22 protein-coding genes and 2 pseudogenes (1 of these 24 only partly in view) are annotated in these 24,494 nt (G+C 65.6%); 14 read left to right on the top strand and 10 right to left on the bottom strand.

Features of this window, described 5'->3' with window-relative positions; all coding sequences use genetic code 11:
* A pseudogene (locus U9J33_RS15930) lies at positions 1 to 231 on the bottom strand (transposase domain-containing protein); its annotated part reaches 149 nt to the left of the window's first position; the annotation flags it as partial.
* A 2-nt stretch (positions 232 to 233) separates the two neighbouring features.
* Between U9J33_RS15930 and U9J33_RS15925 the strand changes: the two are divergent.
* Both U9J33_RS15925 and U9J33_RS15920 read left to right on the top strand, forming a co-directional pair.
* Positions 234 to 723 (top strand): annotated as a pseudogene (locus U9J33_RS15925) (integrase core domain-containing protein); the annotation flags it as partial.
* Positions 724 to 801: 78 nt separating this feature from the next.
* The gene (locus U9J33_RS15920) at positions 802 to 1,038 is read left to right on the top strand and encodes a hypothetical protein (RefSeq protein ID WP_324696650.1); all 237 of its coding nucleotides are present in this window, start codon (positions 802 to 804) and stop codon (positions 1,036 to 1,038) included.
* 122 nt (positions 1,039 to 1,160) lie between these two features.
* Here the strand turns inward: U9J33_RS15920 and ftsH are convergent, their stop codons facing one another.
* From ftsH to U9J33_RS15900, 4 genes are all read right to left on the bottom strand, one after another.
* Positions 1,161 to 3,092: an ATP-dependent zinc metalloprotease FtsH gene (ftsH, locus tag U9J33_RS15915; protein WP_054439141.1), complete on the bottom strand. Its 1,932-nt coding sequence runs from the start codon at positions 3,090 to 3,092 to the stop codon at positions 1,161 to 1,163.
* 157 nt (positions 3,093 to 3,249) lie between these two features.
* Complete coding sequence (locus U9J33_RS15910; RefSeq protein ID WP_324696648.1) at positions 3,250 to 4,323, bottom strand: sensor histidine kinase; 1,074 nt, start codon at positions 4,321 to 4,323, stop codon at positions 3,250 to 3,252.
* A gap of 157 nt (positions 4,324 to 4,480) precedes the next feature.
* Positions 4,481 to 6,559, bottom strand: a complete 2,079-nt coding sequence (locus tag U9J33_RS15905; protein ID WP_324696646.1) for a hydantoinase/oxoprolinase family protein — start codon at positions 6,557 to 6,559, stop codon at positions 4,481 to 4,483.
* 57 nt (positions 6,560 to 6,616) lie between these two features.
* On the bottom strand, positions 6,617 to 8,437 hold the full coding sequence (locus tag U9J33_RS15900) for a hydantoinase B/oxoprolinase family protein (RefSeq protein ID WP_324696643.1): 1,821 nt from the start codon (positions 8,435 to 8,437) through the stop codon (positions 6,617 to 6,619).
* Positions 8,438 to 8,586: 149 nt separating this feature from the next.
* Here U9J33_RS15900 and U9J33_RS15895 point away from each other — a divergent pair, with 149 nt between their 5' ends.
* A complete protein-coding gene (locus U9J33_RS15895; protein WP_324696642.1) occupies positions 8,587 to 9,759 on the top strand; it encodes an aminotransferase in 1,173 nt (390 codons plus the stop codon).
* A gap of 89 nt (positions 9,760 to 9,848) precedes the next feature.
* On the top strand, positions 9,849 to 11,357 hold the full coding sequence (locus tag U9J33_RS15890; protein ID WP_324696640.1) for an NCS1 family nucleobase:cation symporter-1: 1,509 nt from the start codon (positions 9,849 to 9,851) through the stop codon (positions 11,355 to 11,357).
* A 31-nt stretch (positions 11,358 to 11,388) separates the two neighbouring features.
* On the opposite strand, the gene U9J33_RS15885 is transcribed toward U9J33_RS15890, so the two are convergent.
* Both U9J33_RS15885 and U9J33_RS15880 read right to left on the bottom strand, forming a co-directional pair.
* Positions 11,389 to 12,129 carry an SDR family NAD(P)-dependent oxidoreductase gene (locus U9J33_RS15885; RefSeq protein ID WP_185996768.1) on the bottom strand — a complete coding sequence of 247 codons (741 nt, stop codon included), beginning with the start codon at positions 12,127 to 12,129 and terminating at the stop codon, positions 11,389 to 11,391.
* A 31-nt stretch (positions 12,130 to 12,160) separates the two neighbouring features.
* Positions 12,161 to 13,672, bottom strand: a complete 1,512-nt coding sequence (locus U9J33_RS15880) for a replicative DNA helicase (protein WP_054439148.1) — start codon at positions 13,670 to 13,672, stop codon at positions 12,161 to 12,163.
* 132 nt (positions 13,673 to 13,804) lie between these two features.
* On the opposite strand from U9J33_RS15880, the gene U9J33_RS15875 reads away from it, so the two are divergent.
* The 4 genes from U9J33_RS15875 to U9J33_RS15860 all read left to right on the top strand — a co-directional run bounded on the left by U9J33_RS15875 (position 13,805) and on the right by U9J33_RS15860 (position 16,295).
* Positions 13,805 to 14,287 (top strand): UPF0262 family protein, encoded by a 483-nt coding sequence (locus tag U9J33_RS15875; protein ID WP_185996769.1) that lies wholly within the window; start codon positions 13,805 to 13,807, stop codon positions 14,285 to 14,287.
* A gap of 10 nt (positions 14,288 to 14,297) precedes the next feature.
* Positions 14,298 to 15,017: a glycoside hydrolase family 25 protein gene (locus U9J33_RS15870; RefSeq protein WP_185996770.1), complete on the top strand. Its 720-nt coding sequence runs from the start codon at positions 14,298 to 14,300 to the stop codon at positions 15,015 to 15,017.
* Positions 15,014 to 15,481 (top strand): cytidine deaminase, encoded by a 468-nt coding sequence (locus U9J33_RS15865; RefSeq protein WP_132469253.1) that lies wholly within the window; start codon positions 15,014 to 15,016, stop codon positions 15,479 to 15,481. The genes U9J33_RS15870 and U9J33_RS15865 overlap by 4 nt, the downstream gene beginning before the upstream one ends.
* Before the next feature lie 181 nt (positions 15,482 to 15,662).
* A complete protein-coding gene (locus tag U9J33_RS15860; RefSeq protein ID WP_324696636.1) occupies positions 15,663 to 16,295 on the top strand; it encodes an RBBP9/YdeN family alpha/beta hydrolase in 633 nt (210 codons plus the stop codon).
* A 73-nt stretch (positions 16,296 to 16,368) separates the two neighbouring features.
* On the opposite strand, the gene U9J33_RS15855 is transcribed toward U9J33_RS15860, so the two are convergent.
* The 3 genes from U9J33_RS15855 to U9J33_RS15845 all read right to left on the bottom strand — a co-directional run bounded on the left by U9J33_RS15855 (position 16,369) and on the right by U9J33_RS15845 (position 18,955).
* The gene (locus U9J33_RS15855; protein ID WP_132469254.1) at positions 16,369 to 17,526 is read right to left on the bottom strand and encodes a M14 family metallopeptidase; all 1,158 of its coding nucleotides are present in this window, start codon (positions 17,524 to 17,526) and stop codon (positions 16,369 to 16,371) included.
* Entirely contained in the window at positions 17,523 to 18,137 is a 615-nt protein-coding gene (locus tag U9J33_RS15850) for a DUF4136 domain-containing protein (protein ID WP_185996772.1), read from the bottom strand. Before U9J33_RS15850 ends, U9J33_RS15855 begins: the two co-directional genes overlap by 4 nt.
* Positions 18,138 to 18,208: 71 nt before the next feature.
* Entirely contained in the window at positions 18,209 to 18,955 is a 747-nt protein-coding gene (locus U9J33_RS15845; protein ID WP_054439161.1) for a hypothetical protein, read from the bottom strand.
* A gap of 233 nt (positions 18,956 to 19,188) precedes the next feature.
* Between U9J33_RS15845 and ykgO the strand changes: the two genes are divergently transcribed.
* From ykgO to U9J33_RS15815, 6 genes are all read left to right on the top strand, one after another.
* On the top strand, positions 19,189 to 19,314 hold the full coding sequence (gene ykgO / locus U9J33_RS15840) for a type B 50S ribosomal protein L36 (RefSeq protein WP_004210176.1): 126 nt from the start codon (positions 19,189 to 19,191) through the stop codon (positions 19,312 to 19,314).
* A gap of 96 nt (positions 19,315 to 19,410) precedes the next feature.
* On the top strand, positions 19,411 to 20,055 hold the full coding sequence (locus U9J33_RS15835; protein WP_324696613.1) for an HAD-IA family hydrolase: 645 nt from the start codon (positions 19,411 to 19,413) through the stop codon (positions 20,053 to 20,055).
* Between the two features lie 217 nt (positions 20,056 to 20,272).
* Positions 20,273 to 21,709, top strand: coding sequence for a circularly permuted type 2 ATP-grasp protein (locus tag U9J33_RS15830; protein ID WP_132469255.1), 1,437 nt, complete (start codon positions 20,273 to 20,275; stop codon positions 21,707 to 21,709).
* Positions 21,710 to 21,737: 28 nt separating this feature from the next.
* Complete coding sequence (locus U9J33_RS15825) at positions 21,738 to 22,685, top strand: alpha-E domain-containing protein (protein WP_185996775.1); 948 nt, start codon at positions 21,738 to 21,740, stop codon at positions 22,683 to 22,685.
* A 14-nt stretch (positions 22,686 to 22,699) separates the two neighbouring features.
* Positions 22,700 to 23,563 (top strand): transglutaminase family protein, encoded by an 864-nt coding sequence (locus tag U9J33_RS15820; RefSeq protein ID WP_185996776.1) that lies wholly within the window; start codon positions 22,700 to 22,702, stop codon positions 23,561 to 23,563.
* Positions 23,564 to 23,621: 58 nt separating this feature from the next.
* Positions 23,622 to 24,383: a proteasome-type protease gene (locus U9J33_RS15815; protein ID WP_054439171.1), complete on the top strand. Its 762-nt coding sequence runs from the start codon at positions 23,622 to 23,624 to the stop codon at positions 24,381 to 24,383.
* The last annotated feature ends 111 nt before the right edge of the window (positions 24,384 to 24,494 follow it).

The following is a 24,494-nucleotide window of genomic DNA, read 5'->3' as shown; positions in this document are numbered from 1 at the left end:
CGGCACTAGCAAAAATCCAGTTGTTGCGCCCCACGGCTATGCCGCGCAGGGCATTCTCCGCCGGATTGTTGTTGCCGGCGTCGGTGTAGGCGAGCAATTGCAGCTTGAGCTTCACAACATAGCGCAGGATCTCCGCCAGCGTGATCGAGCCGAGGCTCTGGACAGCACATGGTTCGTCCAGGCGAAGAAATCCAGCGCCTTGAGCTTTGAGAGCTTCCGAGCGTTGCGTCGGATACCCGCGCTACATCATCGCCTGGAAGCTGTGCACCAACATGCGCGCCGAGGACGTTACCGACACGCTGGACCTGGCCCTCAAGGCATCGGGTTGTGACAGGGCCACGGTCCTGCACAAGCCCCGGCTCTATCGGACAACGGCCCCAGCTACATGGCCGGCGAACTCGCCGGGTACATCCAGGCCCTGAAGATGAGCCACGTCCGCGTAGCCCCGTTGCATCCGCAGACGCAAGGCAAGATCGAGCGCTGGCACCAGACCTTGAAGAACCGCATCCTGCTGGAAAACTACTTCCTGCCCGGTGATCCCGAGGCCCAGATCGAGGCGTTCGTGGAGCACTACATCACCAGCGCTACCACGAGAGCCTGAACAACGTGACGCCCGCATACACCTGCTTCGGCAGGGCTCTCGCTATCATCAAGCGCCGCGAAACCATCAAGCGAAAGACCATCGAACATCGCCGCTTGCTTCACCTCAGGCTTGCCGCCTAACATCAAACCCCTGACGAGGCTCGCTCTCAGCTCATCCACGCCCCGATCTGTGCCAGATGTTTCGACGACGGACACCGAGTGCGCGTCGGCCTTGTAGACATCGTTGAGCTTTCGCCGAGCCAGGCTACCGACGTGATCGGCGCGGGCTTGCGGTCACTCGCGGTAGAGGCGGTCGAATCCGGAATAGGGATCGATCTGCCGGAAATCCGCAAATGTCGTGCGATGGGCGTGCAGCGGCTCGACCTTGCGATCCTTGTCAGCTTGTCCAGAGACGCCGTCGATTTTCGCAAAGGTGGTTCTTCGTACGCCGATTGAACCTCGTGGAGCGTCGGCGCTCTCACATCGGATGGCCGGAAACGCAAAAGGGGCGCAAGACCTTGAGTCCTGCGCCCCCTCCTGCATTCTCCCTCGGGAGAACTTTCTAGCCTTCGAAGCCGTCAGGCACCTTGCGGCGTGGCGCTGCCGGGGAGGCGGCGGCCGGCCTTGGGGATCGAGGAACCGGTCAGCGGGCGCGGAGCACCGGGGCCTCGCGGTTCGCTGGGGCGGTCGAGCTTGCCGGTTTCAAGGAGCTGGTTGATCTCCTCGCCCGAGAGAGTCTCGTATTCCAGCAGGGCTTGCGCCAGCGCTTCAAGCTGTTCGCTGTACTCGTTGAGGAGCTGCGTGGCGCGGGCGTGGGCATTGTCGACCAGGCCGCGGATCTCGCTGTCGATCACCTTGTTGGTCTCATCCGAGGCCATGGTGCGATGCGAACCACCCATGCCGAGGTAGCCTTCCTGGCTTTCCTCGTACTGGAGCGGACCCAGCTTGTCGGACATGCCCCACTTGGTGACCATGTTGCGGGCCAGGCTCGTGGCGTACTGGATGTCCGACGAGGCGCCCGAGGAGACCTTGTCGTAGCCGAAGATCAGTTCCTCGGCGACACGGCCGCCCATCGCGACCGAGAGGTTCGCGAGCATCTTGTCACGGTGATACGAGTAGCTGTCCCGTTCCGGCAGACGCATCACCATGCCCAGCGCACGGCCGCGCGGGATGATGGTGGCCTTGTGGATCGGGTCCGAGGCGGCCTCGTGCAGCGAGACGATGGCATGGCCGGCCTCGTGGTAGGCGGTCATCTTCTTCTCGTCGTCGGTCATGACCATGGAGCGGCGTTCCGCGCCCATCATGACCTTGTCCTTGGCGTCCTCGAACTCCTGCATGGCGACGAGACGCTTGTTGCGGCGCGCGGCGAGCAGGGCGGCCTCGTTCACGAGGTTGGCGAGGTCGGCGCCCGAGAAGCCCGGCGTGCCGCGTGCGATCACGCGGGGGTTCACGTCAGGCGCCAGCGGCACCTTCTTCATATGCACGGCGAGGATCTTCTCGCGGCCTTCGATATCCGGCACGGGCACCACGACCTGACGGTCGAAGCGGCCCGGGCGCAGCAGCGCGGGGTCGAGCACATCGGGGCGGTTGGTGGCCGCGATGATGATGATGCCTTCGTTCGCCTCGAAGCCGTCCATCTCCACGAGGAGCTGGTTCAGCGTCTGCTCGCGCTCGTCGTTCGAATTGCCGAGGCCATGGCCGCGATGGCGGCCGACCGCGTCGATTTCGTCGATGAAGACGATGCAGGGGGCGTTCTTCTTCGCCTGCTCGAACATGTCACGCACGCGGCTTGCGCCGACGCCCACGAACATTTCGACAAAGTCGGAGCCCGAGATCGTGAAGAAAGGCACGCCTGCCTCACCGGCGATGGCGCGGGCGAGCAGGGTCTTGCCGGTACCCGGCGAGCCGACCAGCAGCGCGCCCTTGGGAATCTGGCCGCCGAGCTTGGAGAAGCGGGTGGGATCGCGAAGGAATTCGACGATCTCTTCCAGTTCCTCACGCGCTTCGTCGATACCCGCAACATCGTCGAAAGTAACGCGGCCCGAGCGTTCGGTCAGCATCTTGGCCTTCGATTTGCCGAAGCCCATCGCGCCCGAACCGCCGCCCTTCTGGACCTGCCGCAGCGCGAAGAACGCGATGCCGACGATCAGCAGGAAGGGGAGGGTCTGCGCGAGGATGTAGACCAGCAGGCTGCCTTCCTCGGGCGTCTTGCCGGCATACTGCACGCCGCTCTGCTGAAGCAGCGGGGTCAGCGTGGTATCGCCGGGGACGGGCACGGTGCGGAAGACATCGCCGTTCTTCATCTTCCCGTCGATGCTGTCCGTGCCGACTTCGACGCTCTGAACGCTGCCTTCGGCAACTTTGGCGCGGAAATCGGAATAGGCGATCACGGGCCCGCTTTCGCTGCGGGTGTTGAACATGGAAACCACCACGAGGAGCGCGAGAAAGATGCAGCCCCATACGAGAAGGCTCTTGACCCAGGGATTGCCGCTAGGCTGATCGTCGTTCATCTTGGGAGAAACCGTCCTTTCGCCCGCCAATGTAGGGTGGGGCGCCTGAATCGCAAGTTAGCAGAGCCAGTCAGTGTAATCGTTTCGCCCTGCGGTGTCGTTCGAAAACGCGCTGGGGGTATGTGCGAGGCGCGGACAGCGACGGCTGACGCCGGGATCAGTCCTGCCGAACGATGCGGCAAGGGGGCAGGTGAAGGGTCATGCGGGCGCCGCGCCGTCCCGTTTCAGGGGGCACATTTTCCAGTGTCATGCGGGCATCGAGCTGGCGCGAGAGGACGCGGGAGATGCGCAGTCCTATCGATTCTGCAAGGTCGGGCTCGAAGCCGTCGGCAAGGCCGGCGCCGTCGTCCTCGACGACCAGCGCGATTCCCTCGTCCCGGCGGATGACCTGGACGTGGATCGTGCCGGTGTCCCGCGCCGCCAATCCATGTTCCAGGGCATTGGCCATGGCTTCGGACAGGATCAGCGCCACGGGGACGGCGGCGTCGGGCCGCAGGACGATGCCGGGCTCCACCACGACCTTGCAGGCGATGTCGTCCCGCCCGCTCGAATCCATGACCTGCCCCGACAGTTCGTGGACGAAGCGGTCCAGCGGCACCAGTTCTCCGTCCGACTTGTAGAGCTGGCGCTGGATGCGGCCGATCACCTGCAATCGCCCGGCGGCATTGGCGATGGCGCGGCGGGCGGTCGGTTCGGCGAGGCCGCGCATCTGCAGGGACAAAACGGCGCCGATCATCTGGAGATTGTTGCCGACGCGGTGCTGGAGCTCCTGAAACAGCAGCTCGGTGCGCTCCGCCAGGACACCGCGTTCCTCGGCGAGCAGGCGGACGTTCTCGCGTGCGACATGGAGGCGGGAGTTGGCGCTTTGCATGAGGTGGACGAGGGCAATGTCGACAGTTACCACGCCCAGGTAGAACGCCAGGGACACCAGCGTCTTGCTGTCGAACGCGAACCCGAAACGCGGCGGTATGAACAGGTACCACGCGAAGAACCCGCAAATCACGGCAGCCACCACGCCGGGGCGGGGCCCGAACAGGAACGAGGAGAGGATAACGGCCGGGAAGAAGGTCAGGTAGGGATAGCCCGGTGGGAAAGCGGCATCGAGTTCCCAGCGTATCCATGCGGCCAGCAGGCACAGCGCGACAGTGACGCCGTAACGCATTCCGGGGCGTTCGGGGATCAGCGGCAACCGTTCGATGAAGTCGGTCTGGAAGCGGGATAGGCGGTTCACGTCGGGCAAGTCTCTCGCTGCGCCAGGAGCGGCGAAGATCCGTCCGGGCTGCAGGGTCAGGGTCTGGCGGCAAGACCTTCCTGTCGCAAGCGGAAGTGTCGAGAAAGAGACGCCTGATCCGCGCGCAAGTTCCCCGGCCGGTGGCGCCGCCCCCGCCTCAGGCCTCCTTTATGAGCTGATAGTCCCCCGCCGCGTCCACCCGGGCCGTCCATCCCGGGTAGATGACGATCGTGGTGAAGGTCTCCTCCACGATCGCGGGGGCGGGCACTTCCATGCCGGGTGCGAGGTCCGGGCCGCGATAGACCGGGACTTCGGCAAAACCCTGCCCGAGATTGGCGCGGCGGCGGCGATGCGGCTGCGGAACCGCGCCGCTGGGCGTGAAGCCGCCGCCGGCTGCTGGAGAAGGGGTCTCGACATGAGCCGCGAGGCGCACGCCCGAGATTTCGGGCACCTCATGCTCGCGGATATGGCCGTATTCTGCCATGTGGCGGGCATTGAACAGTTCGGTGGCACGGGCGGCAAAGGTCTCGTCGATGAAGCCGAGATCGCCGAGTGCGGTCTCGGCGGCGAAGTCGAACGAGAGCGAGAAGTTCTGGCCGGGATAACGCATGTTGAGCCGGTAGTCGGCGCGGATATCCTCGGCGCGGAACTGCGCGGCGGTGAAGAAGCGGGCGGCGCGGTCCGACAGTTCGGTCCAGAGCGTGCGGATGCGCGCCACATCCAGTGCCGAGGCGGAAGCGATGTAGGAGCGTTCCTCGTCGATGGTCGGGTTGGCGACCAAGGTGCCCAGCGCCGAGAATGTGGGCGAGGCCTTGGGCACCAGCACGCGGGTGATCCCAAGATCCTCGGCCTGGATCGCCGCGAAGGCTGGGCCGTTGCCGCCATAGGCCAGCATGACCAGATCCTTGGGATCGATACCCTTGCCCGCCGTGGTGCGGCGCACGCCCTGACTCATATGGGCATTGACCACGCGCCAGCAGTCGAAAGCGGCGCGTGCCGGGTCATCATGGCCGAGTTCGTGGGCGATCCGGCGGAAGGCTTCCTCCACGCCGTCGCGGGTGAGGCGGAAGCTGCCGCCGGCGAAGCCTTCCTCGGTGGAGAGAATGCCCAGCATGACGAGCGCATCGGTCACGGTCGGTTCGGTTCCGCCGCGTCCGTAGCAGATCGGGCCGGGCTGCGACCCCGCCGAGCGTGGGCCGACTTCCAGCGCGCCCTTGTTGACGTGGCAGATCGAGCCGCCCCCTGCGCCCAGCGTTTCCACTTTCACCATTGGCACGCCGACGAGATAGCGGTGGTGCATGTTCCAGCCGGCCTCGGCCGGGGCTTCGCCGTTCAGCACCAGCGCCATGTCGTAGCTGGTGCCGCCCATGTCTACGCAGAGCAGGTCCGGGCAGCCCTTGGCCCGGCCCGCATGGGCGGAACCCACCACGCCGCCGGCCGGGCCGGAAGCGAGCACCCGGATCGGCGCGCCGTCGATATAGTCCTTGGTCATCACTCCGCCGGAAGCCTGCATGACCATCAGCTGGTTCCGGTATCCACCCTCGCCAAGCCGCTGCACCAGTTTCTCGAGATAGCCGGTAACGCGGGGGCCGACATAGGCGTTGACCACCGTGGTCGATGTGCGGTCGTACTCGGGCGCGCGGGGCAGCACTTCGTGGCTGGCGGAAACGTAGGCGTTCTGGATTTCCTGCCGCACGATCTCCTTGGCGCGGCGCTCATGCTCCGGGTTGACGAAGGAGAACAGGAACGAGATCGCCACCGCTTCCACGTTCTGCAGCCGCAGCTTGCGGCAGGCTTCGCGCAGCGCCGCTTCGTCCAGTTCCTTGTGGACCGATCCGTCGTGCAGCACGCGTTCGGGCACCGTCAGGCGGCGGCGGCGCGGGGTGATCTGCTGCGGGGCTTCGAGGCGGACGTCCCAGATATCCTCCTTGTAGCCGCGGCGATATTCGATCTCGTCGCGGAAACCCTCGGTGGTGATGAGGCCGGTGAGGGCGCCGTTCATCTCGATCAGGGTGTTGTCGGCCACGGTGGTGCCGTGGACGATCGCCTCGCAGCAGCCGAGGAATTCGGCCAGCGGCAGCCCTTCCTTTTCGGCCAGCTTGCCGAGGCCTTCCATCACGCCCAGCGAGCGGTCCTCCGGGGTGGAGAGGTTCTTGTGGAGCACCACCTCGCTGCCCTTCAGGAGCGCGAAGTCGGTGAAGGTGCCGCCGATGTCGATGCCGACCCTGTAATCCATGAAACGTCCTCTCCGATCCCCTCCCCTTCAGGGAAGGGGGGAGAGCCTGCTTTTTCGTTATTCCGCTGCTTCGGCCATGCTCGCCATTTCGGCTCTGAGCGCCTCGGTCGCGGCGTGGTCCACTGCCAGCGAGTAGTCGTCGAGGCTGCCGGTCAGCACCACGCCGTACTTCGCCCGCGCCGCCTCCGGGCTGACGTACTCGTCGAGCACATCCTCCTTCACGGCCTCCGGATCGCGCTGGAGCGGCCTGCCGAACCCCGCGCCGCCGCCGTGCTGGTAGGCGATCACCGCGCCTTCCGGCAGCAGGTCCTGCGCGGTGTGGAGAATGGCCCGCTCATTGGGGGAGCCGACCTCGAACCGGTTGGTATAGGGGATCGCATCGTCCCCGCCGCGAAGCCCGCGCAAGGGGTGGTCGGCCGAGACCATCCACGCCATCGCCGAAGTCGGCCGCAGCACCTGCTTGACGTTGAGCGAGCCCGGACAGCCGCGCCACTGTCCGGCGCCGCCGCCGTCGGTGGTCATCTCGCGGCTGATGTTGAGGATCGGGAAGCGGCTTTCCGCATCTTCCGCCTCGGACAGGATCAGGCTGCCCAGCGCGGAGGGGCAGGAGCCCCAGCCATCCAGCCCCTCCACCGCCGAAACGTCCATCGATCGGCAATCGACGCCCTGGTCCATCCACATCATGCCGTTCTCGTCGAAGCCGACGACCATGTTGGGCATACCGATCTTGTAGAGCTGCGGCTGTGACCGTTCGGGCGCCACATTGGACAGTGCGATGCAGACCGCCTCGGTAATCTCGCAGGCCGGGTGGAACGATCCCAGCGCGGCGGGCCTGTTCGGCGGCGGCTGGGCGATGCAGCCTTCGGGGATCAGGATATCGACCGCGTTGAAGAAGCCTTCGTTCTTCACGATCGTCGGGTCCATCGCCGCGACCACCTGACACATCACGTAGCTGCGCGAATTGGCGAACGTGTTCCACACGCCGACAAGGTTCTGCCGGTCGTCCGTCCCCGCCAGATCGACGGTGAGCTGATCCCCGGCGATGGTGCAGGCGACCTGGACCTTGATATCCTTGGTTCCCGCGGTGTCGTGGTCAATCCAGACGGTCGCCTCGTGGCACCCATCGGGCCATTTCGCCACTTCCTCGCGGACGCGGCGTGTCGTGTGCTCGATCGAGTGGTTGATCGCCGCCTTGATCGTCTCCCCGCCCCATTTGCCGAGCAGGTCGTCCAGCATCCGCACCGCGTGCTGCACGCCGCCGATCATCGCCGCAATGTCTCCCGCGAACGTGGCGAAGCGGTTGTTGCGCACCACCATGTCGAACACGTCGCGGCGCAATTCGCCCCGGTGGACCAGCTTGAGGCAGGGGTAGATCACCCCCTCGGTGAAGACGTCGGTGGCATCGAGCGAGAAGCCGCCCGGGTCCTTGCCGCCGGTGTCGCCCTGGTGGGCCTGCAGGGTCTGGATGCAGATCAGTTCGCCATTGTCGTCATAGACCGGGCCGTAAATGCAGTAATCCGGCAGGTGGCCGCCGCCGTGATCGGGATCGTTGCCCAGGAAGACGTCGCCGGGCCCCCAGTCGTAACGGTCCTGGTTCATCAGCCCCCAGCGCGTTTCCATCTGGTTGACGAACGTCAGGTGCGGGGTGCCCACCGCGCCCATGGCAAGGCGGCCGTGGGCATCGACGATGGCGGCATTGCGCTCGTTCGACTGGTTGATGATCGGGCTGGAGGCGGCGCGGCCAAGATAGGTCGCAGCCTCGAAGCAGACCGTTTCGAAGGCGCCGCGAACGATGTCGGCCGTTACCGGGTCGATCCGGGCCGCCGTCGGCAGCGGTTCGCGCCGCGCGGCGAGCTTGCGGTTCAGCTCGTAGGACACGTCTCTTGCTCTCCCTTGTGGCCGATCCGGGGTAGAAGCGCGGGGGCGGCGCTTCTCGACAGCGTGTGCGTATCGCCGTGCAATTTGCGAAAACGCGCGTTATCCGGCGCTCTCACCATGCCCAGACGCGCTATCGGAGCAGCCCCGAGATGAAGTCCCGCATCCACCCGGTCTATGCCGAAATGGAACGCACGGTGTTTGACCGCATGTCGGCGCTGGCGCGTGAGCATGGCGCGATCAACCTGGGGCAGGGCTTTCCCGACGGGCCGCCGCCGCCCGCGCTGATCGAGGCGGCGGCGCGCGCGCTGCAGGAGAAATCGAGCCAGTATCCGCCGGGCGCGGGGCTTGCCGAACTGCGTGAGGCGATCTGCGCCTACTATGCCCGGCGGCAGGGGCTGGCGCTCGCGCCCGAACAGGTGACGGTGACTTCCGGCGCCACCGAGGCTCTGGCCGCTGCCGTTTCCGCGCTGGTGCAGCCGGGCGACGAGGTGATCCTGTTCCAGCCCGCCTACGATGCCTATGCGCCCACGGTGCGCCGGGCAGGGGGCGTGCCGGTGTCTGTCCCGCTTTCCCCGCCGCACTTTCGCTACACCGCCGAAGCGCTGGCCGCCGCGATCACGCCTGCGACGCGCCTGCTGATGTTCAACGATCCGCTCAATCCGGCAGGAACGGTCGCCAGCCACGCCGAACTGGAGACGATCGCCCGCGCCTGCGTGGAGCACGACCTTGTCGCCGTGTGCGACGAAGTCTGGGAGGATGTCCGCTTCGACGGCGTGGCCCATCGCTCGCTCGCGGCGGTTCCCGGGATGGCGGAGCGCACGGTGAAGATCGGATCGGCGGGCAAGATCTTCGGTCTCACCGGGTGGAAGATCGGCTGGATGATCGCGCAGGGCGAACTGGCTACGGCGCTTCAGCGCGCGCACCAGTTCCTGACTTATGCCACCGCGGTCCCGCTGCAATGGGCCGTGGCCGAAGGGCTGGCATTGCCGGATGCCGTGCTGGCGGACCAGCGCGCCGAATGGAATGCCGCGCGCGAACGGCTGAGGACCGGCCTTGCGGCGGCGGGCTTCGTGGTGCTGCCCAACGCGGCGACGTGGTTCCTCAACGTCGATCTCAGCGCTTCCGGCATTTCGTTGTGCGACAGCGAATTCAGCGAACGTGCCGTGGCCGAGGCCGGGGTGGCCACGGTGCCGGTCTCGGCGCTCTACCAGGGCGAAGCGGCACCCCGCCACCTCGTCCGTTTCTGCTTCACCAAGCCCGCCGAAGTGCTGGACGAAGCCGTGTTCCGCCTCGCGCGGTTCAGGGAGCGCCTGCTGGGCTGATCGCCAGTCGGTGAGCCGGAATTCGCGCGCTTGACACTTTGCTGCACTGCGGCATCGTAGTCCCCCTCAGGCATCGGGGGATCGCGCGGATGAGTCACGGTAATGGCGACACGCTCTGGAACGCGGACCTCGCGCCCACGGACGAGGCGCAGCGCAGCTGGCGCTGGTGGCACTTCGCGGCGCTGTGGGTGGGCATGGTCGTTGCCGTGCCGACCTGGATGCTGGCCTCCGGCCTGATCGAACAGGGCATGTCGGCGCTTCAGGCAACCGTTACCGTTATCCTGGGCAATATCGTGATCCTTGTGCCGATGCTGCTGATCGGCCATTCCGGCACCCGCTACGGCGTACCTTTCGCGGTGCTCGTGCGCGCTTCCTTCGGCACGGTCGGCGCGCGGCTGCCTGCGCTGGCCCGCGCGCTGGTGGCCTGCGGCTGGTACGGCATCCAGACCTGGATCGGCGGCGAGGCGCTGCTGACGCTGCTCGGTATCTTCCTCGGTCTGGACTTGCGCGGCGCACCGCTGCCGTTCTTCGGGATCGGGATTGGCCAGTTGCTTGCATTCCTGGTGTTCTGGGGCGTGCAGCTGCTCTTCGTGCGCAAGGGCCTGCTGACCATCCGGCGGCTGGAAACCTGGACCGCGCCGCTCAAGCTGCTGGCCTGCATCGGCCTTGTCTGGTGGGCGGTGGACGCTGCGGGCGGCATCGGGCCGATCTTCTCGGCGCCTTCCGCCTTCGGGCCGGGCGGCGCGAAGGAAGGCCAGTTCTGGGCAGTCTGGCTTCCTGCCTTCACCGCCATGGTCGGTTTCTGGGGAACCCTGGCGCTCAACATCCCCGACTTCACGCGTTTCGCCCATAGCCAGCGGGACCAGATGATCGGCCAGACACTGGGCCTGCCGCCGACCATGGGCCTGATCGCGCTCATCAGCGTCATCACCACTTCGGCAACCGTGGTGATCTACGGCCATGCGATCTGGGACCCGGTGGTGCTCGCGGGAACCCTGTCCGGCCCGTTCGTGCTGCTGGGCCTGGTGGTGATCGCGGTGGACACGGTTTCCTGCAACATTGCCGCCAACCTCGTATGCGCGGCGTTCGACTTCGCATCGCTCAAGCCGTCAAGGATCAGCTACCGGACAGGCGCGCTCATCACGGCGTGCATCGGGCTGTTCATGATGCCGTGGAAGCTGATGGCCAGCACCGAGGGCTACATCTTCACCTGGCTCACCGGTTACGGTGCGCTGCTCGGGCCGATCACCGGCATCCTCATCGCCGACTACTGGCTGGTGCGCGACACGCGATTGGACGTTGCGGCGCTCTACGACGAAAACGGCGTCTATTCCTATGGGAACGGGTGGAATCCGCGCGCTCTCATCGCCCTTGTGCTGGGTATCGCGCCGAATGTGCCGGGCTTCCTCAAGGTTGCCGCGCCGGAGACCTTCGGCGGTGTGGGGGCGTTCTGGTCGGGAATCTACACTTACGCCTGGTTCGTCGGGGTGGCGGTGGCGCTGGCGAGCTACGCACTGATGATGCGGGGCAGGGCCGCCGGGGGCGAGGTCGTGGCCGGGGTCGAGGCCGGTGTGGAAGCCGGGCAGGTGGCGGCCTGAAGCGCGCGGGTGAACGCGCGCGGGCGGTGTTTCAGGCGTTCAGTCCGCCGTTCACGCTGATGACCTGTCCGGTGATCTTCGCCGCACCGTCCGAACAGAGGAACAGGGCGAGCGGGGCAACGTCGTCCGCGGTCGGCAGCCCCAGGCCGGCCTTGCGCGCGGCGCGGGCCATGCGTTCCGAACCCATGCGGATGGCGCTTTCGCTGCCTTCCACGAAGCTGGTTGAGAGCGCATGGGCGCGGATGCCGTCGCGCGCGGCTTCCATTGCGAAATTGCGGATGAATCCGATGGTGCCGGCCCGCGCCGCGCCGATCAGGCTCTGGCGCGCGGCGGCGTAGATCCCGGCGTCGGAGACGAGGGCGAGGAACGTGCCGCCCTGCGTGGCGAGAAATCCATAGCTGGCCAGCGCGAGCCGCTCCACCCAGCCGACCGAGACATTGAGGAAATCCCCGAAGGTTTCGGGCGCGGTCTCCGGCAGCAGCCCGGTGATGCCGAGCGGGCCGGTCGAAACACAGTCGATCACCGCGTCGATCCGGCCATATTGCTCGCCCACTTCGGCGATCAGGGTTTCGGCCGCATCCTCTTCCCATACGTCGGCGATGAAGCCATCGATGGAACCGAGGTAGGACAGCCCGGTCACGAGCGCCTCGACCTTTTCGGGCGTGCGGCCGTGGAGAGCGACCTTCCAGCCATGAGCCAGCGCCTGGCGGGCGATGGCGCTGCCGATCGATCCGCTGCCCCCGGCGAGAAGCAGGACTTTCCGGTCGCTCATTTTGTCCTTTTCGGCATTCCTCTCGGGAAGATCAGTCGCTTTCGAAGGCCGCGCGCATGTCGTCGTCGGCAAGGTCGGAGAACTTCGTGATCCGTGCTTCGAAGCGCAGGCGCACCTTGCCGGTGGCACCGTGACGCTGCTTGGCGATGATCAGTTCGGAAAGGCCGGTGATCCGTTCCATATGCTCGCGCCATTCGTTCCACTTGGCGTGAACGTCCGGCGGATCGTTGTCGCCGGGCTCGCGCGGCTCGACGCCCTTGGCGTAGTAATCCTCGCGGAACACGAACCAGACCATGTCCGCGTCCTGCTCGATCGAGCCCGATTCGCGAAGGTCGGAAAGCATCGGGCGCTTGTCCTCGCGCGATTCCACCGCACGGGAAAGCTGCGAGAGGGCGATCACCGGAACGTGCAGTTCCTTGGCGAGCGTCTTGAGGCCGCGCGAGATTTCCGAGATTTCGTTCACGCGGTTGTCGTTGGCGCGGCCGGAGCCCTGCAGCAGCTGCAGATAGTCGATGATGACGAGGCCGATGTTGTGGCGGCGCTTCAGGCGGCGGGCACGTGTGCGCAGGCCGGCGATGGTGAGGCCCGGCGTATCGTCGATATAGAGCGGCAGTTCGGCCAGCCGCTGCGAGGCGAAGGAGAGCTGCTGGAAGTCCTCGCGGCTGATCTTGCCCATGCGCAGCGCTTCGGAGCTGATGCCCGACTGCTCGGCAAGGATACGCGTGGCCAGCTGGTCCGCGCTCATTTCGAGGCTGAAGAACGCCGTTGCCGCGCCCACCGACTTTTCTACCGGGATACCGTCCGCCAGGTCGCGCTGGAGCCGGTCGGAGGCATTGAACGCGATGTTGGTGACGAGCGAGGTCTTGCCCATGCCGGGACGGCCGGCAAGGATGATAAGGTCGGAATCGTGCAGGCCGCCGATCTTGCCGTTGACCGAATTGAGGCCCGTGGTCTTGCCGGAGATGTGACCGCCGGAATTGAAGGCCTTCTCGATCGCGCCGATCGCGGTGCGGGTGGCGGCGGCGAAGCTCTTCGCCTCGTTCGCGGTCGCGGCGCCTTCGGCCACCTTGTAGAGCGCGGCTTCGGCCCGCTCCACCTGCTCCATCGGCTCCACCGATTCGGAAGTATCCATCGCCTCGGCGACGAGGTTGCGGCCCACCGAGATCAGTTCGCGCAGCAGGGCGAGATCGTAGATCTGGTCCGCCAGTTCGCGCGGGGCGAGCAGGCCCTGTCCGTCGGCCGTCAGGCGGGCAAGGTAGGATACGCCGCCCAGCGCCTTGAGCGCTTCATCCGATTCGAAATAGGGGCGCAGCGTCACCGGCGTGACCACCGCCTTGCGATCGAGCAACTGGAGGATACGCTCGTAGATTCGCGCGTGCACGGGCTCGAAGAAGTGGATCGGGGTGAGCTGCGTCTGCAGTTCCTCGATCACCCGGTTGTCGATCAGCACGGCGCCAAGGAACGCGGCCTCGGCCTCGACGTTGGCGGGGAGGGTACGGGCTTCGGCCTCGGGGGCGAGCGCAATGGCGGCAGGTTGTGACATGAGGGGGCCGACAATGCCTCATCTCGCCCCCCGCCAGCAAGCGAACAGGTGAGCGATATTATTCCACAGGGTGTGAATGGTGAGCGTTGGGCTTGCGACCCCATGCTGCAAGCGCGTAAAGGGCGAGGGATCATGTCCGATCCGTGCATCTCCCATATCGAACTCGACGAGGCGACCATTCTGTGGCGCAACGCCGATATCGAACAGGAACGGCGCATCGCCATCTTCGATCTGATCGAAGACAACGTCTTCAAGCCCCTGCGCGCCTATGAAGCCGGTCACGTAGGGCCTTATCGCCTGCGGCTTTCGGTGCGCGACGGGCGCCTCTCGCTCGAAATCGCGGACGAGGCCGGCGGCGCGCTGGAAACCATGGTGCTGGGCCTTGCCCGCTTCCGCCGCCCCGTGCGGGAGTACTTCGCGGTCTGCGAAAGCTACTATCAGGCGATTCGCAAGGCTTCGGCCCAGGAGATCGAGACCATCGACATGGCCCGGCGCGGTATTCACAATGCCGCCGCCGAACTTCTGCTCGAACGCCTCGAAGGCAAGGTCGAGACGGACCACCCCACCGCACGCAGGCTTTTCACGCTGATCTGCGTCCTGCATATTCGCGGCTGAGGGGGCTCGCATGGCAAGGAAAGGCTCGGCCGCAAAGGCGCGCGCGCGCATCGTATGGCGAATCGCCGCGGTTCTGCTGCTTCTGGCGATGCTGGCGGGCGCCTGGGGCTGGTGGCACGTTCGCCACTGGACACCGGATCGCGGCCTCTATCCGATGCAGGGGGTCGAGATCGGTGCCTCCGACGGCGAGGTGAACTGGAAGTCGCTCAAGGCGATCGGCGTGAACTTCGCCTATATCGACGCGAGCGCCAGTGTCAGCGCCTTTGCCCGTGACCCGCGTTTCGTCGCCAATTTCGTGGCGGCCAAGGCGGCCGGGCTGCAGGTGGGAGCGGTCCACCGCTACGATCCGTGCCAGCCTGCCGAAATGCAGTCCGCCAACTTCGTGACCACGGTTCCGCGCGATGCGCAATTGCTGCCGCCGGTGATCGATCTCGATATCGTGGCGGACGGTTGCCCTGCCAACGTTTCCGACGCCAAGGTCGAGAGCGAACTGATGACCTTCATCAACCAGATCGAGACCCATGCGGGAAAGCCGGTGATCCTCAAGGTCAGCAAGCAGTTCGAATCGCGCTACCGGATCGCGGCCAAGCTGGATCGCAACCTCTGGCTGTCGCGCGATCGCTTCCTGCCGGATTACGGCGGCCGTCCATGGTCGCTGTGGACTGCGAACCGCTCGCTTTCGAACGATATTGCGCAAGGCGGGCTCCGCTGGGTAGTGGTGCAGCCATGACCACCGCATCTTCCCCGTCTTTCGCCGCCGAACAGCGCGACGCCCTGCTCGTGGCCGCGCGCGAGGCCGCCGGCCGCGCCTATGCGCCTTATTCGAAGTTCCACGTCGGCGCCGCGCTGCTCATGGCGGATGGCTCGGTCGTCACCGGCGCCAATGTCGAGAACGCCAGCTACGGGCTCTCGCTCTGTGCCGAGACGGTGGCGGTTTCCGCCATTCTCTCCTCGGGCGAGTTCCTTCGCAACGGGGGCAAGCTGGAAGCGGTTGCGGTGACGGGCGGCGCGCCCGGCGCGGCAGGGCAGGGTGACACTGTCACCCCCTGCGGCCGCTGCCGCCAGGTCCTGAACGAAATCGCGCAGATCGGCGGCACCGATCCGCTGGTCTGGTGCGATGGGCCGGACGGCGTGCTGGAAATGCGCTTGTCGGAATTGCTGCCGCACGCCTTCGGACCGGCTAACCTCCTGTAAGACAAGCCCGATCGAACAGGCAGCCCGCGCCGCGTCACTTGGTCCGTTTCGGAGTGACGTGGAAGGGCATCGTTTCGTCGGAATCTTATTGTCAACCAAATCGGTTGAGTTATGGTGCGCAGACAGTCGGGACGTAGACAGAGTCGACCGGCGGTATCCCCAACAGCGTTGGAGCACCACCATGACAAACTATCGCTATCCCAGTGAGCAGGACCATGTGCCCCTCATTCTCCTCGTGCCCGGCGCTCCCCTTGCCGAAGGGCACTGGATGAACCGCTGGGCCCGGTGGAGCGAACATTGCCGCGTGCTGGAGCTTGGCCTCTGGGACGAACCGCACCGCAATACCTGGGTCAACAAGCTCAACCTCGCCGTCCGCCGTGCCGACCGCCCGGTCGTGATCGTGACCGACGATATCGCCGCGCTGGCGCTCGCCTGGTGGGTGGAGTTCGAAAGCGTGGGCAAGGAAAACCCGGTGCTCGGCGCGATCGTCGTCAATCCGCCGAACATGGACCTTCCCGGGGCCGACCGCCGCTTGTCCCGCTTCGGCGCCTGTCCGCGCCAGCCGCTGCCGTTCACGTCCTTCATGGTCGGCGATCTCGACGCGCCCATGGCGCAGCAACGCTCGATGATCCGCCTCGCCAAGGACTGGGATTCCTTCCCGGTCTGCGACGATACACGCGGTGACTGGGCGTCCGGCTGGATGATTCTGCAGAGCGTGCTGGGCGAAGTTCCCGCCGCTTCGTTCTCGCCGGGATGGAGCTACGACGAGAATCTGGCGGTGAAGCAGGCCTTGCGACAGTGGGCGGGCATCTGAATATCCGGCGGTGAACAGATAGCGCAAAAACAGGAGGCAGGGGCCGCGGCCCCTGCCGTCCGCTCATGCCGCCTTACTTCCCTTCGCGCTCGACGAACCACTCCAGCAGCGCGCCCATGCAATCCTTGCCGAGCTGTGCCGAGCGTTCCGGGCTCCAGCCCTGGCGCGGGTCGGCGGCTTCGTCGTGGTCCTTGAAAGGCATTTCCAGTGTCATCGACACCGCGCCGAAGCGTTCGGCAAGCTGGTTGGTCGACATCGTGAGGTTGCCCTTGCCCGGCTGGGCGAGCGAGTAGCCGAGCTTCGTCTGGAAGTCCGGCGTGCGGCGTTCGAGGATCGAGGCGTACCGGTCGTAGCCTTCCTTCTGCTCGGGCTTGAGCGAGGGAATGCCTTCGAATCCGGCAAGGAACACCGCGGGAATGGCCTCGTCGCCGTGGATGTCCATGGCGAAGTCCACGCCGGTTTCGTCCATGGCGGCCAGCACGGCCAGCACTTCGGGCGACTTTTCGGGGCTGGGCGTGGCCCACTCGCGGTTGAGGTTCACGCCGGCCGCATTGGTGCGCAGGTGGCCGCGCGCCGAGCCGTCCGGGTTCATGTTGGGCACGACGTGGAAGCGGCAGCGCTTGCGCAGTTCGCGGCCCACCGAATCGGCGGGGTCCGCCAGCACTTCGAGCGCGCCTTCCATCCACCATTCCGCCATCGATTCGCCGGGATGCTGGCGGGCATAGAGCCAGACCTGCGAGAGACCTTCGCCCATCGAGAGGCAATCGAGCGGACGGCCGTCGAGCGTGGTGCCGAGCAGGCGGTATTCGACATCCTCAAGCCCGGCGAGCGAGGAGACGAGGTCGTGGTGGCGCTCCATCGAATAGGGCGCGAAATAGGCGAACCACGCCAGTTCGCCTTCGGGCGTGTGGCGGATGGTCAGGGTGCCGCCATCCTCGCTGGCGCTCCACGAAGTGTCGGTACGGCCCCAGAACTGGCGATCTTCCGAGGCGCAGGCGCGGTAGCCGGGCCAGCCCATCGGGTAGGCGGAGCCGTTGAGGCCGGTGATCTTGAGAGTCAGTTCCTCTCCGGCGATGCTCTGGCCGGGCGCGCCGCTGACGCGGAAATGGAACCACTGGAAGAAGTCCGATTCGTGATCGCGCCGGATCTTCAGGCGGGCCGTGGTGCCCTGGGTGGAGAGGACTTCGATGTTGCCGGAATCGAAAGCGGAGGAGATCTGGATGCTGGTCATTTCACCAGGATAGTTTCGCCCGACTTGCCCGGAAACCCCTTGAACAGCGCTTCGGCCATTTTTGCGGCGCCCAGCGATGTCTGGGCGACGGGCGCCTTGGAGCCGACGGTGAAGGCGGCGCGGCCTTCCCAGATGGTGCGGCCGCCGGGGCGGTCCTTGATCATGACCTGCATCCGCGTCTCGACCTGCTCCTGCGGCTTGCCGGCAAGGTTGATGCCGAGGCCGAGCCCCAGGCCCGATCCGTAGGAGCCGGTGCTGCCGCCCACGCCCACGGAAACCGGGCTGCGCTCGCGGCCCGGCTGGTAGCTGCGCCGTTCGACGGAGAGCACGGCGACTTGCGGATTGGCGACGGCCTCGCCCGGCAATGCCTGCCGATAGCCGACTTTTGCGAGTTCCTGCGCGACGGCGGCGGCATAAGTGCGGAATTCGAGGCTGGAGGCGTCCTGCGGGTTGGCGGGATCGACGCGAATCACGCCGCTGCCGAGGCCGGGTGCGTCGGCGGCGCTGAAGCGGGTCACTTCGACCGGGCCGACCTGCGCGGCGCACCCGCCAAGCGTCAGTGCCGCGGCGAGGAAGCAGGCTGCGGTCAGGGTGCGGTTGGTGCGGATCATGCAAGGCTCTCCCGGGGGCAAGTGTCTATACGATAACCCTTATCGCACGCCGGAGCCATGAATAAGGTCGGTCAGTCTGCCGGGCTGTCGACGAGGTCCGCCTTGGGAAAACCATCGAAGAGGGCGGACGCCAGCTTTCCGGCGATTCGGTAGTCGGGCCACTTGTCGTCACCTTCGCGGGTGGCGATCGTGGCATAGCCTTCCCAGAGCACCTTGCCGCTCGCCTTGTCGACGATGCGCGTGTCGAGGCGGGTGCCGATCAGCGCCGAACGCGGCTTGGTGAGGTCCACGTTGACGGCAAGGCCATAAGCCGAACCGCGGTTGCTGACGCCCATCGCGGCGGTGCCGCTGACGGGGCTGCGCTTTTCCTCGGCCGGGGTCAGCACCTGGCGGCTGATCTTGAGTTCGGCGACCTGGCCACCGCTTTCGTCCTTGTGCTGGGTATCGTATCCGGCACCCACCAGCGCCTCCACGATGGCGGCCTCGTAAGCGGCGCGCTCCGGGCCGGGGACCCATTGGCCTTCGCCCGAATCGGATTCGACCGCGACGATTCCCTTGCCCAATTCGGCGGCTTCGGGGCCGGGCGCGACGAATCGGCTGACTTCGACGCGGCCTTCGCGCGAATCCTGCGTGCGATTGCGCGACGAGATCGGCGCACCGATGGGACCGCCCATCAGCGGATCGCCCCAACCGTCTCCCCAGCCGGGGCCATATCCGCCCCACGGCGAACCCCAGCCCGGACGGGCCTGAAGTGCGGGTGCGGCCAGCAGGGCTGCGGCCATGCCGGTGGCGAGAATCGCGGCTTTGAACGTCTGCATGGTGTTCCGGGTCCGAAGAATCGATTGGCTAAGAATCAGTTGGGTCGCACCCGAACCTGAGTTATGAGCCCTCGCGATTGCCCGTAGATGAACGGGAAAAGCGCGGGTCAGGCCATGAGAAATGGGCTCTTGCGCTTGACTTTGCAAGCCGTCACCCGTAACGGCGCCACTTCAATTTTCGGGCGGCCAGTCATTATTGGAACAACCGCCGGACCACGCAGACGAGACATGACATGAAGATTCGCAACAGCCTGAAGTCGCTCAAGGGTCGTCACCGGGACAACCGCGTGATCCGCCGTCGCGGCCGTACCTACGTCATCAACAAGACCAACCGTCGCTTCAAGGCCCGCCAGGGCTGATTCGGCTGCCTGTCCATGCCACGCGGCGGGGACCATAAGGCGGACGGGCGACTACGTCGGTGACATGAGGCCCCCGCCATTCGCGGGGGTCTTGTCATGTCTGCAGTCTACGTAAACGATCCTGCCCAAGGCGCCGCCGTAGAGGCGGTCGTCTTCGATGTCGGGCGCGTCCTCGTCGAGTGGGACATGCGCCTGCTCTTCGCCAAGCTGATTCGCGAGCCCGAACGGCTCGACTGGTTCTGCGCGAACGTCGTTACCGAAGAGTGGCACTTCCAGCATGATGCCGGCCGCGACCTCGCCGAGATGGTTGCCGAACGGAAGGCCGAGTATCCCGGCCACGATGCCCTGATCGACGCTTACGCCACGCGTTTCCTCGAAACGATTCCCGGCAACGTGCCCGGCAGTCACGAGATCGTGCGCGAACTGGCGTTCGGCGGGATGCCGCTTTTCGCCATCACCAACTTCGCCAGCCCGTTCTGGCGGGAATACCGCGCGTCGGAGCCCCTGTTCGACCTGTTCGGCGACATCGTCGTCTCGGGCGACGAGAAGCTGGCGAAGCCCGATGCGCGCATCTTCGATCTCGCCGCGCGGCGGTTCGGCCATGCGCCCGGCGCGATGCTGTTCATCGACGACAATGCCGCCAACATCGCCGCCGCCCGCGATCTTGGCTGGCAGGTGCATCACTTCCAGAACGCGGCTGCCTTGCGCGCGGATCTCGGCGCGCGGGGGCTGCTGGCCTGAGCTGTGAAGGGCGGGGCGCTCGAACGGATCGATTAGCCAACCCGCTTAGCACCTGCCGCACAGGCCAAAGCTGCGGCCATTTCCCGGAGCGCTGGGTATTCGACCAATTCGGTCCGATTTCCGCCAATTCGCGCAGTAATTTTTCTTTCGCACTTGCAGCGTAACCGCTTGGCAAGTCCGTTTCCATGTTGCATCACATGGACAAACGGGAGTCACAATGACGGCTACGGGCGGAACCAATTACGACGAAATGCTCAACGAGGACGGGTCGGTCAGGCCTGCCTATGCAGACTTCAGGAATTGGTACGACTCGCAGGACAAGACCTGGCTGAAACGCCAGGATGCCGAGGCCGAACGCTTCTTCCGCCGCATCGGAATTACCTTCAACGTCTACGGCGACGATGCCGCCGAAGAGCGGCTTATCCCGTTCGACATGATCCCGCGCATCATCACCGCGCGCGAATGGCGCAAGCTGACGCGGGGGATCGAGCAGCGGGTGAGGGCGCTCAATGCCTTCCTCCAGGATCTCTATCACCGGCAGGAGATCATCCGGTCCGGCCGCCTGCCGATCTCGGCCCTGCGCGACAATGAAGCCTTCCTCACGCAGATGATCGGGATGACGCCGCCGGGCGGCGTCTATACCCATATCGTCGGCATCGATCTCGTCCGCACCGGGCCTGACGAATTCATGGTGCTGGAGGACAACGCCCGCACGCCGTCCGGTGTCTCGTACATGCTCGAGAACCGCGAAACGATGATGGCGATGTTCCCGGAACTGTTCACCAGGATTCCGGTGCGCCCCGTGTCGGACTATCCGCGCCGGCTTGCCCGTTCCCTGCGCGCCTGCGCGCCGCCCGCCTTCAAGGGATCGGGCCGGCCGACGGTCGCGGTGCTGACGCCGGGCATCTATAACTCGGCCTATTTCGAACATGCCTTCCTTGCCGACCAGATGGGCGCGGAACTGGTGGAGGGCAGCGACCTGCGCGTGGTGGACGGGCGCGTCGCCATGCGCACGACCACGGGCTACAAGGCGATCGACGTCATCTATCGCCGAGTGGACGACGATTACCTGGACCCGCTCAGCTTCAATCCCGATTCGGTGCTGGGCGTGGCGGGGATCATGGATGTCTACCGCGCGGGCGGCATCACTATCGCAAATGCGCCGGGCACCGGCATCGCCGACGACAAGGCGATCTACAGCTACATGCCCGAGATCGTGGAGTTCTATACCGGAGAGAAGCCGATTCTCTCCAACGTGCCGACCTGGCGCTGCTCGGAGCCGGATGCGCTGGCCTATGTGCTCGACAATCTCGCCGAACTGGTCGTGAAGGAAGTCCACGGTTCGGGCGGCTACGGCATGCTGATCGGGCCGACCTCCTCGAAGAAGGAACTCGCCGATTTCGAGGCCAAGCTGCGGGCGCGGCCGGACAATTACATCGCCCAGCCCACGCTCTCGCTTTCCACGGTGCCGATCTTCACCAAGGAGGGGCTGGCGCCGCGCCATGTGGACCTTCGCCCGTTCGTGCTGGTCTCGCCCGACGGCATCGACATCACGCCCGGCGGGTTGACCCGCGTGGCGCTCAAGAAAGGATCTCTGGTGGTCAATTCCTCGCAGGGCGGCGGCACCAAGGACTCTTGGGTGCTGGACGAATGAAGGGCCCTGAACGAGCGAGGGCGCGCTGATGCTGGGCCGGGCCGCCAACGGCGTATACTGGATGAGCCGCTATCTCGAACGCGCGGAAAATACCGCGCGGTTGATCGACGTCGGCTTTCATCTCGCGCTGACCCGCGGGAACAAGCACTCGCAGGACGAGGAGTGGAAGTCGGTCCTGACCACCACCGGCCTGATCGAGGACTACCGGGCGAAGCACTCGGACATCACCGGGACGCAGGTGTTCAACTACATGCTGCGCGACAAGGACAATCCCGGTTCGGTGCTCGCCATGCTTGAGAATGCGCGCACCAATGCCCGCATGGTGCGCAACAGCCTGACAAACGCCGTGTGGGAAACCACCAACGAAGGCTGGATGCACTTGCGCGACCTGCTTTCGCGGCCCGTGCGCGAAACCAGCCTGGGCGAGGTGCTCACCACGATCCGGCGCACCGGAACGCTGGTGCGCGGCGCGCTCGAAGGCACGATGCTGCGCAACGAGGTGTTCAACTTCGCGCGCATCGGCACCTTCATCGAGCGGGCGGACAGCACCGCGCGCATCCTCGATGTGAAGTATTACGTGCTGCTGCCCTCGGCGGCGTGGGTCGGTTCCAGTCTCGACAATGTGCAGTGGGATACGCTGCTGCGCTCGGTGGCGGGCAACCGCGCCTATTCGTGGCTCAATGCCGGCGCAATGGACCCGCGGGGGATCGCGCGCTTCCTGATCCTCGACGGCCAGTTCCCGCGCTCTCTGTTGTTCTGCTACGAAAAGATCCGCAGCAACATGGCGGGGCTCGCCAAGGAATACGGGCACGAGACTTCCGCCCATGCGTTGGTCCGGCAGGCCGGAGACGCCCTGCACCAGACCACGATCGAGAATATCTTCGAAGTGGGCCTGCACGAATTCCTGCAGGACTTCATCGGCAAGACCACGCGCATCGGGGGCGCCATCGCCGCCGATTACCGGTTCATCGAATAGAAGGACAGCCACCCGTGCTTCTGACCGTTACGCATACCACTCGCTATGCCTTTGCCGGGCCGGTCACTCACGGGCTGCAGCGCCTGCGCCTTAAACCCAAGACCACGCATGGGCAGGAAGTGCTCGACTGGCAGATGGAGATCGAGGGCGCCCGGCCCGAGGCGCAGTACGACGACCATCACCAGAACCATACCGCGCTCGTCTCGATCGAGCCGGGCACGCCCGAGGTCATCGTAACCTGCAAGGGCACGGTGCGCACGATCGACAACAGCGGCATCACCGGCGCGCACAGCGGTCACACCCCGCTCTGGTGCTTCCTGCGGCCGACCGTGCTGACCCGCGCGGGAAGCCGGGTGCGCTCGCTGCTGGCTTCTGTCGATGCGGATCGCGCCGATACGCTGGGCTTCCTCCACGCCCTGTCGAGCGCGGTGGCCGAGGAGATCGAGTATCTCCCCGGTTCCACCGATGCGGAGACGACGGCGGAACAGGCGCTCGCCGCCGGAAAGGGCGTCTGCCAGGATCATGCGCACGTCTTCATCAGCGCTGGTCGCCTGCTCGATATCCCGATGCGCTACGTCGGCGGTTATCTTCGCATGAACGACCGGGTGGAGCAGGAAGCCGGGCACGGCTGGGCCGAGGCGTATATTCCGGGGCTCGGCTGGGTCGGATTCGACGTTTCCAACGCGATCTGCCCGGACGAACGGTACATCCGCGTAACCAGCGGTTGCGACTATGCAGAGGCCGCTCCGATTACTGGTATCGCGATGGGAGCGGGGGAAACGCGGCTCGACGTGCATTTGTCGGTGGCCGAGAACCTGCTAGGACAGCAGCAACAGCAGTCCGCAAGCGGCGGGCAACAACAGAGACAGGGCGGCTGAACGGCCGCACCCCCGCATCGGTCGCGCGGGGCGAAGGATTTCAGGGGTTAGAACTTCCATGACCTATTGCGTGGGCATGATGTTGGATCGCGGGCTCGTATTGATGAGCGACACCCGCACCAACTCCGGCGTCGACAATATCTCGACCTTCCGGAAGATGTACCACTGGGAGCTCCCCGGCGAGCGCGTGATCTCGGTGATGACGGCGGGCAACCTCGCCACGACCCAGGCGGTGATCAGCCAGTTGGAGGAACGCAACAAGGCCCCGGCGGAACGGCACAATTCGCTGCTCGAAGCGCCGACCATGTTCCAGGTGGCCACTATCGTCGGCAATCTCCTGCAGGACATCATTTCCGAACGCGCCGCCGATAACGGCCAGAGCGCGGCTTCCGGCACGTTCAGCGCCTCGATGATCGTCGCCGGCCAGATCAAGGGCATGGAGCCGCGCCTGTTCCTGATCTACCCCGAAGGCAATTTCATCGAAGCCAGCTTTGATACGCCCTTCTTCCAGATCGGTGAGACCAAATACGGCAGGCCGATCCTGATCCGGGGCTACGAGCGTTCGATGACGTTCGAGGCGGCGGTGAAGCTGCTTTGCGTATCGTTCGATTCGACGCTGAAAGCCAATCTCTCGGTGGGCCTCCCGCTCGACCTGCTGGTGCTGGAGCAGGACCGCTTCACGCCGCTGCACGAGCGGCGCATCGACGCGGGCGATCCCTATTTCCAGTCGGTTTCCACCGGCTGGGGAGAGGCCTTGCGGCAGGCCTTCGATTCGCTGCCGGACTACCGGATGGAAACGAAGCTCGACACGTCGGTCTAAGGAAGGGGCCCCGTCCCCGCCGCCTAGGTCGTAAACTCATAAACGGCACCATCGAGGCGAGCTGGAAGCCATTTGGACGTCCCTTCGGCATTTGACCAAAATGGCCCAGCG

It is taken from the genome of Novosphingobium sp. RL4, from assembly GCF_035658495.1.
Classification (GTDB): domain Bacteria; phylum Pseudomonadota; class Alphaproteobacteria; order Sphingomonadales; family Sphingomonadaceae; genus Novosphingobium.
This window is presented reverse-complemented; position numbering and strand designations above follow the sequence as displayed.

Excerpts from the sequence above, each read along its gene's own strand:
- ftsH (WP_054439141.1), bottom strand. The coding sequence starts at position 3,092 with ATGAACGACGATCAGCCTAGCGGCAATCCCTGGGTCAAGAGCCTTCTC.
- U9J33_RS15845 (WP_054439161.1), bottom strand. The coding sequence starts at position 18,955 with ATGCAGACGTTCAAAGCCGCGATTCTCGCCACCGGCATGGCCGCAGCC.
- ykgO (WP_004210176.1), top strand. The coding sequence starts at position 19,189 with ATGAAGATTCGCAACAGCCTGAAGTCGCTCAAGGGTCGTCACCGGGAC.
- U9J33_RS15880 (WP_054439148.1), bottom strand. The coding sequence starts at position 13,672 with ATGTCACAACCTGCCGCCATTGCGCTCGCCCCCGAGGCCGAAGCCCGT.
- U9J33_RS15835 (WP_324696613.1), top strand. The coding sequence starts at position 19,411 with ATGTCTGCAGTCTACGTAAACGATCCTGCCCAAGGCGCCGCCGTAGAG.
- U9J33_RS15875 (WP_185996769.1), top strand. The coding sequence starts at position 13,805 with ATGTCCGATCCGTGCATCTCCCATATCGAACTCGACGAGGCGACCATT.
- U9J33_RS15885 (WP_185996768.1), bottom strand. The coding sequence starts at position 12,129 with ATGAGCGACCGGAAAGTCCTGCTTCTCGCCGGGGGCAGCGGATCGATC.
- U9J33_RS15850 (WP_185996772.1), bottom strand. The coding sequence starts at position 18,137 with ATGATCCGCACCAACCGCACCCTGACCGCAGCCTGCTTCCTCGCCGCG.
- U9J33_RS15895 (WP_324696642.1), top strand. The coding sequence starts at position 8,587 with ATGAAGTCCCGCATCCACCCGGTCTATGCCGAAATGGAACGCACGGTG.
- U9J33_RS15865 (WP_132469253.1), top strand. The coding sequence starts at position 15,014 with ATGACCACCGCATCTTCCCCGTCTTTCGCCGCCGAACAGCGCGACGCC.
- U9J33_RS15830 (WP_132469255.1), top strand. The coding sequence starts at position 20,273 with ATGACGGCTACGGGCGGAACCAATTACGACGAAATGCTCAACGAGGAC.
- U9J33_RS15825 (WP_185996775.1), top strand. The coding sequence starts at position 21,738 with ATGCTGGGCCGGGCCGCCAACGGCGTATACTGGATGAGCCGCTATCTC.
- U9J33_RS15815 (WP_054439171.1), top strand. The coding sequence starts at position 23,622 with ATGACCTATTGCGTGGGCATGATGTTGGATCGCGGGCTCGTATTGATG.
- U9J33_RS15870 (WP_185996770.1), top strand. The coding sequence starts at position 14,298 with ATGGCAAGGAAAGGCTCGGCCGCAAAGGCGCGCGCGCGCATCGTATGG.
- U9J33_RS15890 (WP_324696640.1), top strand. The coding sequence starts at position 9,849 with ATGAGTCACGGTAATGGCGACACGCTCTGGAACGCGGACCTCGCGCCC.
- U9J33_RS15905 (WP_324696646.1), bottom strand. The coding sequence starts at position 6,559 with ATGGATTACAGGGTCGGCATCGACATCGGCGGCACCTTCACCGACTTC.
- U9J33_RS15860 (WP_324696636.1), top strand. The coding sequence starts at position 15,663 with ATGACAAACTATCGCTATCCCAGTGAGCAGGACCATGTGCCCCTCATT.
- U9J33_RS15855 (WP_132469254.1), bottom strand. The coding sequence starts at position 17,526 with ATGACCAGCATCCAGATCTCCTCCGCTTTCGATTCCGGCAACATCGAA.